Here is a 16,236-nt window from a genome sequence, read left to right as displayed (position 1 = left end):
GAAACGAGCGTTTTATAGGCACCCCCGGAAGTATCAGGGCGGTGCGCGCCAACGAAAGTGCAGGTAACAGCGCCGCGACTTTGCCGGCTACTCTGCTACCCCCGCATAAACCGCTCGTTTCGCGCCATTTGGTATTCCGCTGGCGCGAGGAGGCCCATACCCCCTCCCTCAATTTGACGAAATTATAAATAACGTCAGCAAAATGACGAATCATGTTAGGATGATGCGCCGCTGCATCACGGCTGGCAGGCGCGCGGGCGCGTGTTCCGGCCACGAGCAGCGAAGGTGCACGTCGAATCTGAGGGGGAATCAATGTCCGAAGAGAATACGTCTGGAACGGGTGCCACTGGCGGCGCCAAGCGTCCCGGCCGCGCGCGGCGCATCGTCGTCCGCGTCATCATCGCGCTCGTGGCGCTCGTCGTGATCGCGGTTGCCGGCCTCGCGTTCATGTTCCGCAACGAGATCGCCACCGTCGCCTCGATCAAGAAGGTGAACGACTACCCGTTCTACACCATGACCTACCAGGGAGATTACGGCATCGATGAGTTCCTGGAGCAGGGCGGCGCCTCGAATGACGCCGAGCTCATCGACTTCGTGGTCCAGCACCTCATGAAGGGCCTGCCCGTCACCATCGAGTTGCCCGATCTCGCGTGCTCCACGTTCAACGCCGTGACGCCGGAGGGCGACGACATCTTCGGCCGCAACTTCGACCTCACGTATTCGCCGAGCATGCTCGTGCGCACCGATCCCGACAACGGCTACGCGAGCATCTCGATGGTGAACCTGGGCTTCCTCGGCTACGGCGAGGAGAAGCTGCCCGATTCGCCCACCTCGAGCATCACGGCGCTCGCCGCGCCCTACGCCCCGCTCGACGGAGTGAACGAGAAGGGGCTCGCCGTGGGCGTGCTGCTCATCGACACCGACCCCACGGATCAGCAGACCAACAAGGTTGACATCACCACCACGACGGCCATCCGCCTCATGCTCGACAAGTGCGCCACGGTGGACGAGGCGCTCGAGCTGCTCGGGCAGTATGACATGCACTCGAGTGCGAACAGCTGCTACCACTTCCAGATCGCCGACGCGAGCGGCCGTACCGTGGTGGTGGAGTACATCGACGACGAGCTCTCGGTGCTCGAGGCCGATGACGCTACGACCGCGGGCACCCCCGCCGAGGGCCAGACGTATATGGCGGCGACGAACTTCCTGCTCACGCCTGGCGACTACGACTTCGGCGGCGGCCAGGACCGCTACGAGATCGTGATGAGCGGCCTCACTGCGGCCGACGGCGTGCTCAGCGAGGAGGACGCCATGGGGCTGCTGGCCGCCTGCGCGCAGGAGCCGCACACCAACAGTCGCGGCGAGGAGAGCGCGACGCAGTGGTCCGTGGTGTATAACCTGGACGATTGCACGGCGACCATCGCCACCGGCATGGATTACGAGAACACGTATACGGTGAGCCTCGCCGAGTAGCGCGGCTGCCCGGTAGGTTTTTGGCATCGCATTGCTTGGAGGCGCCCGGCATTTGGTCGGGCGCCTTTTTACATCGCTGCGCCAGCCCACTGCTTGTTCCACGTTCGACGCACTGATATGATATATGCATGCAAAACGCATGCAAGGAGGAAGCTATGCCAGCGCTACAGGTGCGGGATTTCCCACCGGAGGTATACGAGGAGCTCAAGGCGTGTGCCGACGAGGAGCATCGCAGCATCTCGCAGCAGGCGCTCGTCGCGATCGAGGATTTCCTGGCGCGCCGCAAGCGCGAGAAGGAGGTGCAGGCGGTGGTCGATGCAGGGATTCCTCCCATCCCGCGCCCCTGGGAGCCGGGATATCGCGAGTGGTGTCGGAGCCGGGCGGCAGCCGAGGCGCGGCTCGAGCGTCGGCGCGAGGTGTTCGAGCGCATCGACGAGCGCGAGCCGTTTTCCGTCCCCGACGGCTTTCCGTCCGTGGTCGATATTGTGCGCGAGATGAGGGACGAGCGATGAAGATGGTGATCGATTGCAGCGCCGCCGTCGAGATGGCGCGTCATACCGAGAAGGGAGACGAGCTCAGGTCGCTTCTCGCAATGCACGGTTCTTCGCGCGTCGTCGCGCCCGATCTCATATTCGCCGAGGTGGGGAGCGCCATGACGAAATACGTTCGAGCTGAGCTTACCAATGAGGCTGAAGCTCGCGCGATCATTGCCGATGCGCTTGACCTCGTGGACGAGTTTACCGATGTGGAAGCCCTGTACGAGGAAGCGTTCTCGGAATCGCTGCGTCTCAACCACTCGATCTACGACATGTTTTATTTCGTGCTCGCCCGCCGGAACGGGGCGACGCTGCTCACGCTTGACAAGGGGCTGAACGCGCTCTGCGAGCGTGAGGGGGTCAGCTGCATCCATACGGTGCGCATACCCGATGGCTTGATCGAGGAAGTTGCCGAGGCCATGAGGGGCCAGACGGCATCTGCGGGCAAGGGCACCCGGGGCGACGAGTCCCAGAGCGAGGATGCCCGGGGCGGCAGCGTGTAGCGCGAGCACGGCGGAGCGGTGGCACCTGCGGCAAAGACATGCTGCGCGGAGGGGACGCCTGTGCTATCATTTCGACCAACGCGTTGACGGAGAGGGTTGCGCCCGCCGCGTCGCCGCACAGAGAGGGAGGGTCACCGGCTGAAAGCCTTCCTGCGGGGGCAAGGACGCAGCGTTCACTCCCGAGCAGCGACCTGAACGGCCGTGCACCAGCCGGTTTTCGGCAGCGCGCGCAAGCTGAGTAGGGAAGCCGCCAGCCCGAGCGAGAACGGGCAAAAGCGGGCATGCCGGGCAGACATCCGGCAGCCAATCAAGGTGGTACCGCGGTAACTATGCCGTCCTTGGGTTCGTCCCAGGGACGGTTTTTTGTTCTATCGGGAAACGCGCGTGCCCCTGGCGCGCGAAGCGATGAGGAAGAGGGAGTTCATGGGCTTGATAGAAGAGCTCGACGCGCTCGAGGCGCGTGCGAAAGACATGATCGCCGCGGCAAACGACGCGGCGGCGCTCGAGGCGGCGCGCGTGGCGCTGCTCGGCAAGAAGGGCGAGATCACGCAGGTCATGCACATGATGGGCAAGGTCGCGCCGGAGGAGCGCCCGGTGCTGGGCAAGCGCGCGAACGAGCTGCGCCGCATGGCGGAGTCGCTCATCGAGCACGCGCAGGGCGACCTCAAGCGCCAGGCCATGCAGCAGCTCATGGCCACCGAGGCCGTCGACGTGACGCTGCCCGGCGCGCACCCCACGATCGGCCACGCGCACCTCATCAACCAGATCAAGGAAGAGATCGAGGACGTGTTCTGCGGGATCGGCTACACCGTGGAGGCCGGCCCCGAGGTCGAGACCTCGTGGTACAACTTCACCGCGCTCAACGCCCCGATGGACCATCCGAGCCGCTCCGCGCGCGACACGTTCTACGTGGTGGACAACGCGCCCGGCAGCGTGCCGCACCCGGAGGAGCACGCGCACGGCGAGTCCGACGTGCTGCTGCGCACGCAGACCTCGGGCACGCAGATCCACATCATGGAGCACCAGAAGCCGCCCATCTACGCGATCGTCCCGGGCACGGTGTACCGCCCCGACACGGCCGACGCCTGCCACCTGCCGCAGTTCAACCAGGTCGAGGGCCTCGTGGTGGACGAGGGCATCACCTTCGGCGACCTCAAGGGCACGCTCGACTACTTCGCCAAGGCCATGTTCGGCCCGGAGCGCAAGACGCGTTACCGTCCGCACTTCTTCCCCTTCACCGAGCCGAGCTGCGAGCTCGACGTGTCGTGCCACGCGTGCGGCGGCAAGGGCTGCAGCTTCTGCAAGCACAGCGGCTGGATCGAGATCCTGGGCTGCGGCATGATCGACCCCAACGTCCTCGTGAACTGCGGCGTCGACCCGGAGCGCTACACCGGTTTCGCGTTCGGCATCGGCGTCGAGCGCGTCGCGGCGCTTCGCTACGACCTGCCCGACCTGCGCACGCTCATGACCGGCGACATGCGCTTCCTGAACCAGTTCTAATGTAGAAAAACCCCTGGGGTACTGTTGCATGCAGCATAGTTGAGAAGGACGATGAGATGAAAGTATCGTATAACTGGCTGAAGACGCTCATCGACGTGCCGGAGCCGCCGGAGGAGCTCTCCGCCGAGCTCATCCGCACCGGCACGGAGGTCGAGTCGATCGATACCGTGGGCGAGGCGTTCGACCACGTGGTCACGGCGCAGGTGGTCTCGAAGGAGCCGCACCCCGACTCCGACCACATGTGGGTGTGCAAGGTGGACGTGGGCCGCTGCAACCTGGGCGAGGACGGCGAGCCCGAGCCGCTCACCATCGTGTGCGGCGCGCAGAACTTCGAGCAGGGCGACCACATCGTCACGGCGCTCGTGGGCGCGGAGCTGCCCGGCGGCGTCAAGATCAAGAAGAGCAAGCTCCGCGGCGTCGTGAGCTGCGGCATGAACTGCTCGGCGCGCGAGCTGGGGCTCTCCGGCGACCACTCCGGCATCATGATCCTGCCCGAGGACGCTCCCGTGGGCGTGCCGTTCGCCGAGTACCACGGCAGCTCGGACACCGTGCTCGACTGCGAGATCACGCCGAACCGCCCGGATTGCCTGTCCATGGTGGGCATCGCGCGCGAGGTGGGCGCCATCTTCGACCGCGACACGCACATCGAGCTCCCGCAGATCCAGTGCGAGGACACCTCCGTACACGTGGACGACATCGTGGACGTGCGCATCGCCGACCCGGAGCTCTGCAGCCGCTACACCGCGCGCGTGGTGCGCGGCGTGAAGATCGGCCCCTCGCCCGCGTGGCTCGCCGAGCGCGTCACCGCGGCGGGCATGCGCCCCATCAACAACGTCGTGGACGTCACGAACTACGTCATGATGCTCACCGGCCAGCCGCTCCACGCCTTCGACCTCGGCAAGCTCACCGAGCGCGACGGCCGTCGGCACGTGGTGGTCCGCGCCGCGCGCGACGGCGAGCAGATCGTGACGCTCGACGGCCAGGAGCGCGAGCTCTCGTCCGACATGTGCGTCATCACGGACGACGGCAACCGCCCCGTGTGCCTCGCCGGCGTCATGGGCTCTCTCGACTCCGAGATCGACGAAACGACGCACGACGTGCTGCTCGAGGCCGCGTGCTTCGATTCGAGCCACATCTCGCGCACGAGCCGCGACCTCGCGCTCATCTCCGAGGCGTCCATCCGCTACGAGCGCCAGGTCGACCGCACGCGCTGCGACCAGGTCTCGGCCATCGCGGCGGCGCTCTTCGAGGAGTGCTGCGGCGCGACCGTCATCTCCGGCGCCATCGACGTGTACCCGTCGCCCATCGAGCCGCCCGAGCTCACGCTGCGCCAGAGCCGCGTCGAGCTCATCTGCGGCGCGCCGATCGAGCCGGAGTTCGTGGAGCGCTCGCTCACGCGCCTGGGCTGCGCGGTCGAGCGCGCGGAGGCGGACGGCGAGCCCGTGTTCCGCGTGGTGCCGCCCACGTTCCGCCCCGACCTCGAGCGCGAGATCGACCTCATCGAGGAGGTGCTGCGCCTGTGGGGCATGGGCCGCGTCGAGGCGACCATCCCCGCCGCGAAGAACCACATCGGCGGCCTCACGCACGACCAGCGGCTGCTTCGCCGCATCGGTTCGATCATGCGCTCCTGCGGCCTGAACGAGACCACGACGTACTCGTTCGCCGCCCCCGGCGACCTCGAGCGCACGCGCATGAGCGCCGAGGGCCGCGGCCTGCCCGTGGTGCTCATGAACCCGCTCGTGGCCGAGCAGACCGAGATGCGCCGCTCGCTGCTGCCCGGGCTTTTGCAGTCCGTGGCCTATAACGGCGCGCACGGCACGGCGAACGTGCACCTGTACGAGATGGGCACGCTGTTCTGCGGCCGCGAGCACGCGAGCCTGCCCAAGGAGCGCCATGCGCTCGCCGGCGTGCTGTCCGGCGCGTGGGGCGACGTGACGTGGAACCAGAAGTACAAGCCGCTGCGCTTCTTCGACGGCAAGGGCGTGGTGGAGGAGCTGCTCTCCCAGCTGCGCGTGGAGAAGGTGCGCTTCCGTCCCGCGGAGGGCGAGCGCTTCGCGTTCCTGCAGCCCGGGCGCGGCGCCGAGGTGCTCGCGGGCGGCGTCGAGCTCGGCTGGGTGGGCGAGATCCATCCCGCCGTGCGCGAGGCCTACGACATCGCGCTGCCCGTGGTCGCCTTCGAGCTGAGCCTCGAGGCGCTCATGAAGTGCGCGCGCGACCAGCAGGCCTACCAGGACTTCTCGATGTTCCCGTCGGTCGATGTCGACCTGGCGATCGTGGTCGACGAGGCCGTGACCTACGAGGACCTCGAGCGCCGGCTGCGCTCGGCGGGCGGCAAGCTCCTGCGCGACGTGCGCCTGTTCGACGTGTACCGCGACGAGGAGCGCGTGGGCGCGGGCAAGAAGTCCATGGCGTTCGCGCTCACGTACCGAGCGGACGACCACACGCTCACCTCGGAGGAGGTCGAGCGCGTGCATCAGAAGCTCGTGGCGAAGGTGACCAAGGCCGTCGGCGGCGAGGTGCGCGGCTAAGTTCGCGGCAGTAACGTGATGGGCGGCGACCCGATGCCAGGCGTTGGGTCGCCGCCCCTTTGAGGGGAGGGCACGTGCCCAGCTGGAATATCCATATCGCGCACGCGGAGCGCCTGCTCGCGCGCGAGGGCGCCGTGGCGCGCACGGTGCTCGACCGCAACGCGTTTCTGCTGGGCAGCCTCACGCCGGACATCCCGGTAGGGTACATGGTGCCGGGCGTGGAGCACCCCATCGCGTACCGTATCACGCATTTCGCGGAGCCGGCGTTCATCCCCAAGCCGCGTGAGCAGGAGTTTTGGGATGCGTACGTGGTGCCGGCCGCTGCTGCGCTCACGGCGGAGGGACTGGAGGGCGCGCGGGTGGCGGGGGAGTGCCGGCCGGTCATCGCCGCCTCCTCACTCAAGCGCGAGGCCGACCGCGTGAGCCGGACCCACTACCCGCAGCGCTACGAGGGTGCTCCCGAGCCGGCGCGTGAGGGCAGCCCGCTCGATGCGGCGATCGCCCCCGCCGACATCGCGCGCTCGCTGCTCGATTTCGAGCTGGGCGTTTGGGTGCACCTGCTTGCGGACTGCCTGTGGAACACGCGGGTGAACGAGTTCCTCGACCGCGAGGGCATCACCCCGAGCGAGCAGTTCCGCATCAAGAAGCAGGGGGATTTCGATGCGTTCGGCAAGACGCTCGCCATCGACTCCGTGCCGCGCCTCACCCCGCGTCTCGCCGCGACCGCAGCCGCGTTTCCGCAGTACGCGATCGACGAGCGGACGCTGCTCATGACCATCGGCGTGGCGCACGAGATTGTGCGCACGAACGTGCCGCCGTCCGTGCAGCAGCCGTATCGCCTGCTCACCGACGAGTTCTTCGATTCGGTGTTCGCCGAGGTGGTCGACCGTGCCGACGCGCTCCTGGCAGAGCGGCTGGGGTAGGGCCGTGGGCGTGTTGGCCGTGCTGGCCGCGCTGGCTGCGGCCGCGTTGGCCGTGCTGCGTGGCCCCCGAACACATTCGAGCCTCGATACTGTGTGGGATTTTCCATCGCGTGAGTAGAGGCTCGGTTCGGCTCGATGTGAGCTGGTCGTTTCCTGTGACGCGCGGGCGGCTACTCGGCATTTCCGGAATTCCACACAGTATCAAGGCTCGAACATCTTTTCTTCGGGTCGACGCACCGCCGCTGTGCATAATCTAAAAATCGAAGAACCACTGGTATTACAAAAACTGCCACAATAACAACGCATCTACCTGCGACGATGATAATCTGTCATCCCCGTGTCAGATACGTGCAAGGTCGCGCGTGAATACTTTTTCGTTCAGGAGCCAATCCGTTTGTCCGGTTGCTAAGCTCTGCTCATGTGCGCGGTCTTTTCACATACAACGGCTCTCAAGTACTTCAGGACTCCCCCTGAGGTACACGCTCTATATGAGCACTATCTCGACCTCGATTACGAGCAGGGAAAGCGTTGGGTTGCGCGGAGCGCAAACGCCGGCGAGAGCCCGTGCGGATCGATGGCTCCGCCGTTTCACTTGCTTATATCAGAGAAGCGCGTGGGTTACCCCTCGGATTCGTTCATATACCACGTATGGGCGAACGAGGTTCTTCCTGGGATGATCTGGGATACCGAGCATGGCTTCTCGGTAACATCACCGATGTTTACGCTCATGAGCCTGGGACGCTGGCTTTCCACGCATCAGCTCACCATGCTGCTATACGAGTTCATGGGCAACTTCACGGTGTATAGGCCTACGGAGGAGGTGCGGGAGGCTCTCCAAAGCAAGATAGATTCGAATACGCTGTCTACGGTAGACGGATGGGTTCCAGCTTTGGATGCCGACGGCGACCTCACGGATTTATGGAAGCGTCCTCCCCTTATCCAGTGGAACGATTTCAATCGCTTCGTTTCGAGCGTGGAGGGAGTGCCGGGAGTGGGCAGGCTCAAAGCAGCTGCTCGCGACGTGTATGGCATGGCGTCGTCGCCGTTCGAGGTGCGGGCGGCAATGCTCCTGGGTATGCCGAGGCGCCGGGGCGGGCAAGGCTTTGCTCCGCTCGAGCTTAACCATCCGATACCGCTATCTGCTCAGGCCAGAAGGATATGCACCGAGCGGACGTGCTTTGCGGATTTGTATTTCGAAGGTGACGAGCGGCGCCCTCCGCTTATCGTCGAGTGCCAGGGAAATGCCTATCACGGTGGAGAGCGGGCTGCAGAGGATGATAACCGAGCGATGGCGCTCCAGAGTATGGGGCACACTGTTTTGCGCCTGCGCTCGCGGCAGCTCAAAGACGAATACCATCTGGATGACACGGCGAAGTGCATTGCCGGGCTATTGCATGTCGACCTGAAGCCAAAAAGCAAAGGGCTCAAGCGCGCAGAGCGATCGTTGCTGGCGGATTTGTCGATAGATTGGTGGAATCTCGGGGAGATTCAGCGTGTGTCGAGGGAGCAAAGCAAGTTCGGGGCTCGAAACTGAGTGGGATTTGCCAGGGACCGAGTACACGGCCATCACGAGTGTCTGTAAGCTGCGGTTTTGCCAAGAGAATCGAGTCTCTACTCGGCATTTCCGAAATCCCACACAGTATCAAGGCTCGAACGTCCGCAGCAATGCTCCCATTTGAAAACAGAACCGCCCCGCATGGCGTAACCCGCTTCTCGGACATCGAAAAAACGGGTTCGACGCTCACGGCGTCTGCCATACGGGGCGTAAAAGGGTCAAGTGCTCGCGGGGCGCACGCATCTGCCATGCGCTACCCGGCGTCAGTCGCGCTTAGCGCACCTGAGCGACGTAGACCACGTTCGTTGAGCTGCGCTTGCCGTCGCCGAGGGTGGAGTCGACGGCGGTCTTGGGGTCGCCGACGGTCACGACGGTGACGTCGCCGGGCTCCACGTAGCCGCGCTCCTTGGCGGTCTCGATGGCCTTGGCCACCGTGTCGTCGACGCTGCTGCCCTGCGTGATGGCGGCGAGGTGCGGCTCGATGCCCCAGTACATGAGCATCTTCTGCACGGCCCACTGGTGGCGCGAGAACGCCACGACCGGGACGGCGGGGCGGAAATGCGAGATGAGGCGCGCCGTGCGGCCGGTGGTGGTGGGGCAGATGATGCACTTCGCGCCCACGGTGGTGGCCATGTTCACGGCTGAGAGGCCCACGACGTTGTTGATGACGCGCGTGCTCTGGCTGCCCTCGGGCACCTTGAGCTCGGCGTGCAGGCCCAGGTACTGCTCGGTTTCGTGCGCGATGCTCGCCTGCATGCGCACGGCCTCGACCGGGTACTTGCCGGCCGCGGACTCGCCGGAGAGCATCACGGCGTCGGTGCCGTCATAGATGGCGTTGGCGACGTCGGCGACCTCGGCGCGCGTGGGGCGCGGGTTGCGGATCATGGAGTCGAGCATCTGCGTGGCGGTAATGACCGGCTTGTACGCGGCGTTGCACTTCTTGATCATCTTCTTCTGCAGGTGCGGCACGAGCTCGGGCGCGATCTCGATGCCCAGGTCGCCGCGGGCGACCATGATGCCATCGGACGCCTTCAGGATCTCGTCGAAGTTCTGGACGCCCAGCGCGCACTCGATCTTGGGGAAGATGCCCACGTGCTCGCCGCCGTTCTCACGGCAGAGCTCGCGGATCTCGCGCACGGCGGCGCCGTTGCGGATGAAGGAGGCCGCGATGTAGTCGATGCCCTCCTTCAGGCCGAAGAGGATGTCGGCGCGGTCGCGCTCGGTAATGGCGGGCAGGCCGATCTCGACGTTGGGGAGGTTCACGCCCTTGCGCTCGCCGATCTCGCCGTCGTTCTTGACGACGCAGTGCATGTCCTGGCCGTCGACGCTCTCCACGACGAGCTCGACGATGCCGTCGTCGATGAGGATGCGCGAGCCGGCTTCGACCTCGCTGGGGAGGTCGAGATAGTCGAGGGAGATGTGGCCAGCGTTACCCAGGAAGTCCTCGGACGTGGGACGCGCGGTGACGATGATCTTGTCACCGGTCTTGACGGCGACCTTCTTGTGGCCCTCGAGCAGGCCGGTGCGGACCTCGGGACCCTTGGTGTCGAGCAGGATGCCGATCGTCATGTCGAGCTCGGCGGCGATGCGGCGGACGCGCTCGATGCGCTCGTGGTGCTCGGCGTAGTCACCGTGGGAAAAGTTGAAGCGAGCGATATTCATACCCGCCTTCATCATCTCGCGCAGCGTCTCGTCGTTGTCGCAGGCGGGTCCCATCGTGCAGACGATTTTCGTGCGTTTATACATGCAGACCTCCATTATCGGTGTCGTAAACGGCTCGATACGTCTTTCTGGTGTGTGCATTATAGGTGAAACGGGCTCGAAATACGCCGTTCATCGGAGAATTTCGACCGATTACCGATTTATTACCAAAATCGAGGCGCTTTCGTGGATTTGGGCGAAAGGTCGCGCCGGTCGGCCAACCGGCATCCCATGTAAAATTACCCCTGGGGTGTTTTTACATCGGTGCGACCCAGCGCCGCTTGTTCCGCAGCCCAAAAAGGCAGGATTTTACTGCTACCCCGATCTCAATTCAGCTAATATATAAGTTTACGTGGCGAGCCCTTGCCTTCCTGGAATTATGATCGGGAGCCATGGTCGTATCGGGGCGCATCTGCGCCCGTCGTTCCTATGTATCAGGAGGGATACATTTGAAGGAATACCTTGCTTCCACAGAGGACGTGCTCAAAGAGCAGTCCACGAATGCGGAAACGGGTCTCACCTCGGCCGAAGCGCAGAAGCGCGAAGCGAAGTACGGACCCAACAAGCTCAAGGAAGAAGAGAAGACGCCGCTGTGGATCCGCTTCTTCCAGCAGATGGCCGACCCCATGGTCATCATGCTCATCGTCGCCGCGGTCATCTCGGCCGTGACCGGCATGATCCAGGGCGAGTCCGAGTGGGCTGACGTCATCATCATCATGGCGGTCGTCATCATCAACTCCGCCCTCGGCGTCATCCAGGAAGCCAAGAGCGAGGAGGCGCTCGCCGCCCTGCAGGAGATGAGCGCCGCCCAGTCCAAGGTCATCCGCGACGGTAAGCTGATCACCCTGCATTCCTCCGATCTCGTGCCCGGCGACATCATCCTGCTCGAGGCCGGCGACGCCGTGCCCGCGGACTGCCGCGTGCTCGAGAGCGCGTCCATGAAGATCGAGGAGGCCGCCCTCACGGGCGAGTCCGTCCCGGTGGAGAAGAGCACCGAGGCCATCACCCTCGACAAGGATTCCGACGACGTGCCGCTCGGCGACCGCAAGAACATGTGCTACATGGGCTCCACCGTGGTGTACGGCCGCGGCAAGGCCGTGGTCTGCAGCACCGGCATGGACACCGAGATGGGCAAGATCGCCGGCGCCCTCAACGACGCCAAGGAAGAGCTCACGCCGCTCCAGATGAAGCTCGCCGAGCTCTCGAAGATCCTCACCGTCCTGGTCATCGTCATCTGCGTGGTCGTCTTCGCCGTCGACGTGCTCCGCGCCGGCTTCGGCACCGTCATGGCCGAGCCGCACATGCTGCTCGACACCTTCATGGTGGCCGTGTCGCTCGCCGTCGCCGCCATCCCCGAGGGCCTCGTCGCCGTCGTGACCATCGTACTTTCCATCGGCGTCACCAAGATGGCGAAGCGCCAGGCCATCATCCGCAACCTCAGCGCCGTCGAGACGCTCGGCTGCACGCAGGTCATTTGCTCGGATAAGACCGGCACCCTCACGCAGAACAAGATGACGGTCGTGAAGCACGAGCTCGCCTCCTCCGAGGAGAAGCTGCTCGCCGGCATGGCGCTGTGCTCCGACGCGAAGTGGGACGAGGAGGCCGGCGAGGCCGTGGGCGAGCCCACCGAGTGCGCGCTCGTGAACGACGCCGCCAAGGCCGGCATGACCGGGCTCGACGTCGAGCACCCGCGCGTGGGCGAGGCCCCGTTCGATTCCGGCCGCAAGATGATGTCCGTGGTGGTCGAGGAGGCCGACGGCAGCTTCGAGCAGTACACGAAGGGTGCGCCCGACGTCATCCTGAACCTCTGCACGCACATCTGGCAGGACGGCGAGGTCGTCCCCATGACCGACGAGCGCCGCGAGCAGCTGCTTGCCGCCAACAAGGCCATGGCCGACGAGGCGCTCCGCGTGCTCGCCCTCTCCAGCCGCACCTATATGGAGAAGCCGGTCGACTTCAGCGCCGAGGCGCTCGAGCACGACCTCGTGTTCTGCGGCCTCTCCGGCATGATCGACCCCGAGCGTCCCGAGGTGGCCCCGGCCATCGCCGAGGCGCACGGCGCGGGCATCCGCACCGTCATGATCACGGGCGACCACGTGGACACCGCCGTGGCCATCGCGAAGAACCTCGGCATCGTCGAGAGCCGCGACCAGGCCATCACCGGCGTCGAGCTCGACAAGATGTCCGACGAGGAGCTCGACGAGCGCATCGAGCAGTACGGCGTGTACGCGCGCGTCCAGCCCGAGCACAAGACGCGCATCGTCGAGGCGTGGAAGTCGCGCGACAAGATCGTCGCCATGACCGGCGACGGCGTGAACGACGCCCCGTCCATCAAGCACGCGAACATCGGCATCGGCATGGGCATCACCGGCACCGACGTCACCAAGAACGTCGCCGACATGGTGCTCGCGGACGACAACTTCGCCACGATCATCAACGCCTGCGAAGAGGGTCGCCGCATCTACGACAACATCCGCAAGGTCATCCAGTTCCTGCTCTCCGCGAACCTCGCCGAGGTGTTCTCGGTCTTCGCGGCCACGCTCATGGGCTTCACGCTGTTCCAGCCCATCCAGCTGCTCTGGGTGAACCTCGTGACCGACTGCTTCCCGGCGCTCGCGCTCGGCATGGAGGACGCCGAGGGCGACGTGATGAAGCGCAAGCCGCGTAATGCCTCCGACGGCGTGTTCGCCGGCCACATGGGCTTCGACACCGTGGTGCAGGGCCTCATGATCACCGTGCTCGTGCTCGTCAGCTTCTTCTGCGGCGTGTACTTCGACCTGGGCGAGATCGACCTCAGCCAGCTCGCGACCAGCATGGCCGACGAAGAGGGTGTCATGATGGCGTTCATCACGCTCAACATGGTCGAGATCTTCCACTGCTTCAACATGCGCAGCCGCCGCGCCAGCATCTTCCATATGAAGAAGCAGAACAAGTGGCTGTGGGGTGCCGCGTTCCTGGCGCTCGTGCTCACGCTCATCGTGGTCGAGGTCGACGCGCTCTCGATGATCTTCTTCGGCGTGGAGCACCTCGAGCCCAAGGGCATGATCACGGCGCTCGCGCTCGGCTTCCTGATCATCCCGCTCGTGGAGATCTACAAGGCCATCATGCGCGCGGTGGAGAAGGAGAAGTAAGCGCCGCCGCGTGACATAACCGTCCCACTCGGGGCTCCCCGGGTTTCCTCCTCGCTTGTCCTCGCCGCTTCGCGGCTGCGGAATCGCTCGGAGGAAGCCCCGGGGAGCCCCTTCGTTTTCGCTATCGGCGGCGGCGCGCGCATCGCTTCGCTCGCGCGCGGGATGGACGCGGTGGTAGGGCAGTGGAAGGCACGGAGTTGTGGCGGGCTCGGGCGCTTCGCGCCGGGGGGGGGCGGTACGGGACTCGCGGCCGTGTGTATCCAAACGGAGTTCAGGCGCGCGGGCGGGGCGCTTCGTGAGACAATAGGCGCAACGGTACGCTTGATGGGGCGCGAAGGCTGGCGGACGCGCCCGCGCATGGGAGGCGGTTGGCAATGGACGAGATTCAGGAGCTTGAGCAGCAGGTCGCCGAGCTCGAGCGCACGCTAGCGGCTGCGCACACCGATGTCGACGACGCGACGGCCGAGGTCGAGCGCGAGAAGCTGCTCATCGAGCAGACGCAGGCGTCGATCGCGCAGCTCGAGGCTGGTATCGAGGCGAAGCGGCAGCTCATCGCCGAGCTGGACGAGCAGCTTGCCGGGCTGCATGCCCGCATCGAGGAGGTCCGTGCGCGCGAGGCGGCAGAGGCCGCAGCGCTGGCGGCTGCCGCGCAGGCGGAGGCCGAGGCGCAGGCAGCGGGCGAGGTCGTGGTGGAAGCCGCGGGCGCGGCCGTCGTCGAGGAAGCCGCGCCGGCCGAGGAGCCCGCCCCGCAGCCTGCGGAGACCCTGATCTGCCCCGTGTGCGGTAGCGTCATCGAGCCGCACTTCAAGTTCTGCCCTGGGTGCGCGCATCCCGTCGAGGAGCTGTTCGCGCCCGAGCCGGTCGAGGTGCACAAGCGCTGCCCGCAGTGCGGCAAGATCTGGGACGACGACATGAACTTCTGCGCGGACTGCGGCGTCCCGCTGATCGTGGGCTAACGGCTGGGTATGGCGAAGCGGGCACGTAAAATGTCGGCGCGCGGCGGGAGGCGCCGGTCGTCTGCTGCGAGCGAGGCGCAGGTGGTCGCCGCGCTCCCGAAGATCGATGCGCTGCACGACGTGCCCGCCTTCGACGATCTGCGGCTCGACGATGCGCAGCGCGCCGCCTTCGACGCGTTCTGCGCGACCGCCGAGGACCCCGCGCAGATGCGGCTCGGCTGCGTCGTGCGCCTCGACCGCGGGTTTCCCTTGGTGGCAACCGAGCACGAGACGCTGCGCGCCGAGCACGCCGTGGGCTTCGCCAAGCGCCGCGGTGAGGAGGAGGTCCTGCTGCCCGCCGTGGGGGACTGGGTGGCGGTGCGCCTTGCCCCCGGCCACGATATGGGCGTGATCGAGCACGTCCTGCCCCGGCGCACGGTGTTCGAGCGCTGGCGCGGCAAGAACCGGGGCGAGCGCCAGGTGCTGTGCGCGAACGTCGATACCATTCTCATCGTGCAGCCGCTCGGTGCCGGCGAGGTGCTGCTGGGCCGCATCGCCCGGTCGCTCGTGCTCGCGGAGGATTGCGGCGCGACGCCGGTCATGGTGCTCACGAAGGCAGACCGTTGCGATGCCGATGGGCTCGCGCGCGAGCTCGGGCGCGTCCGGCGGCTCGTGGGCGAGGGGGTGCGCGTGGTCGTGACCTCGTCCGCGACGGGTGCGGGCCTCGACGAGGTACGCTCCTGCGTCCCGCCGAAGACCTGCGCGATGATTCTGGGGGAATCGGGCGCGGGCAAGTCGACGCTGCTCAACGCGCTGCTCGGGCACGAGGCGCTCGAGACGGGCGCGGTCCGCGCGCGCGACGATGCCGGTCGGCATACCACGGTGGCGCGCGTGATGGTGAAGCTGCCGGGCGAGAACGGAGTCATCGCCGATGCGCCCGGGTTGCGGAGCCTGCCGCTCGTGGGGCACGAGCGCGGCCTCGCGCGGACGTTTCCCGAGGTCGTCGTCGCATCGCGCGGCTGCCGCTTCAACGATTGCACGCACACCCATGAGCCGGGGTGCTCGGTGCGTGCGGCGGTCGAGGCGGGTGAGATCGACGAGCTGCGCCTCGAGGTGTTCCGCGGCCTCGCCGAGGAGATGCGCGTGAGCTCCCAGAGCCTCGACCCGGATATCCATCTGTAGGGGGCGGGCGGGGCCGCTCGGGCGCGCGTGGGGAAATGTGCGCAGCGTCGCGTGCATACATAGCAAGGAAAACTGCATTTTTTAATCGATTGCGCAGGTCAGCGCGGCGTGAAGCGCTTTAGAAAAGCTTGTCGCCCAACCGGCTGGTTCTGGCACGTTTCTGGCACGCCCTGCCAGATTGCGACAAGGCTTTTGCAAGGTCGTGACGGACTTTCTGAAGTTCTCTCCCGGCAGCTCCGCGTGGCTCCCGACAATGGGGCTACGGACAG

At 65.8% G+C, this 16,236-nt stretch carries 12 protein-coding genes; 11 read left to right on the top strand and 1 reads right to left on the bottom strand.

All coding sequences use genetic code 11. The features are described 5' to 3' along the window. The 8 genes from BN423_RS11790 to BN423_RS06135 form a co-directional block, all read left to right on the top strand. A partial coding sequence (locus BN423_RS11790; RefSeq protein ID WP_222859240.1) for a hypothetical protein occupies positions 1-188 on the top strand: 188 nt, incomplete at its 5' end. Between the two features lie 124 nt (positions 189-312). Next, positions 313-1,473, top strand: a complete 1,161-nt coding sequence (locus BN423_RS06165) for a linear amide C-N hydrolase (protein WP_019239391.1) — start codon at positions 313-315, stop codon at positions 1,471-1,473. Between the two features lie 155 nt (positions 1,474-1,628). Continuing rightward, positions 1,629-1,985 carry a ribbon-helix-helix domain-containing protein gene (locus tag BN423_RS06160; RefSeq protein ID WP_019239390.1) on the top strand — a complete coding sequence of 119 codons (357 nt, stop codon included), beginning with the start codon at positions 1,629-1,631 and terminating at the stop codon, positions 1,983-1,985. Beyond that, positions 1,982-2,512, top strand: a complete 531-nt coding sequence (locus tag BN423_RS06155; protein WP_019239389.1) for a type II toxin-antitoxin system VapC family toxin — start codon at positions 1,982-1,984, stop codon at positions 2,510-2,512. The genes BN423_RS06160 and BN423_RS06155 overlap by 4 nt, the downstream gene beginning before the upstream one ends. A gap of 423 nt (positions 2,513-2,935) precedes the next feature. Continuing rightward, positions 2,936-4,012 carry a phenylalanine--tRNA ligase subunit alpha gene (gene pheS / locus BN423_RS06150; protein WP_019239388.1) on the top strand — a complete coding sequence of 359 codons (1,077 nt, stop codon included), beginning with the start codon at positions 2,936-2,938 and terminating at the stop codon, positions 4,010-4,012. Positions 4,013-4,068: 56 nt separating this feature from the next. Next, positions 4,069-6,540 carry a phenylalanine--tRNA ligase subunit beta gene (pheT, locus tag BN423_RS06145; protein ID WP_019239387.1) on the top strand — a complete coding sequence of 824 codons (2,472 nt, stop codon included), beginning with the start codon at positions 4,069-4,071 and terminating at the stop codon, positions 6,538-6,540. Between the two features lie 74 nt (positions 6,541-6,614). Further along, positions 6,615-7,463, top strand: coding sequence for a hypothetical protein (locus tag BN423_RS06140; RefSeq protein WP_019239386.1), 849 nt, complete (start codon positions 6,615-6,617; stop codon positions 7,461-7,463). A 673-nt stretch (positions 7,464-8,136) separates the two neighbouring features. Further along, positions 8,137-8,997, top strand: a complete 861-nt coding sequence (locus BN423_RS06135; RefSeq protein WP_232385521.1) for a DUF559 domain-containing protein — start codon at positions 8,137-8,139, stop codon at positions 8,995-8,997. 294 nt (positions 8,998-9,291) lie between these two features. On the opposite strand, the gene pyk is transcribed toward BN423_RS06135, so the two are convergent. Further along, a complete protein-coding gene (gene pyk / locus BN423_RS06130) occupies positions 9,292-10,764 on the bottom strand; it encodes a pyruvate kinase (protein ID WP_019239384.1) in 1,473 nt (490 codons plus the stop codon). 404 nt (positions 10,765-11,168) lie between these two features. Between pyk and BN423_RS06125 the strand changes: the two genes are divergently transcribed. The 3 genes from BN423_RS06125 to rsgA all read left to right on the top strand — a co-directional run bounded on the left by BN423_RS06125 (position 11,169) and on the right by rsgA (position 15,967). Then, on the top strand, positions 11,169-13,850 hold the full coding sequence (locus tag BN423_RS06125) for a cation-translocating P-type ATPase (RefSeq protein WP_019239383.1): 2,682 nt from the start codon (positions 11,169-11,171) through the stop codon (positions 13,848-13,850). 374 nt (positions 13,851-14,224) lie between these two features. Continuing rightward, a complete protein-coding gene (locus tag BN423_RS06120; RefSeq protein WP_026089023.1) occupies positions 14,225-14,806 on the top strand; it encodes a zinc ribbon domain-containing protein in 582 nt (193 codons plus the stop codon). A 30-nt stretch (positions 14,807-14,836) separates the two neighbouring features. Further along, positions 14,837-15,967, top strand: a complete 1,131-nt coding sequence (rsgA, locus tag BN423_RS06115) for a ribosome small subunit-dependent GTPase A (RefSeq protein ID WP_019239382.1) — start codon at positions 14,837-14,839, stop codon at positions 15,965-15,967. Positions 15,968-16,236: the final 269 nt, after the last annotated feature.

The organism is Enorma timonensis (genome assembly GCF_000321165.1).
GTDB lineage: Bacteria > Actinomycetota > Coriobacteriia > Coriobacteriales > Coriobacteriaceae > Enorma.
The sequence above is the reverse complement of the archived record's forward strand: the minus strand, read 5'-3'. Positions and strand labels throughout refer to the sequence as shown.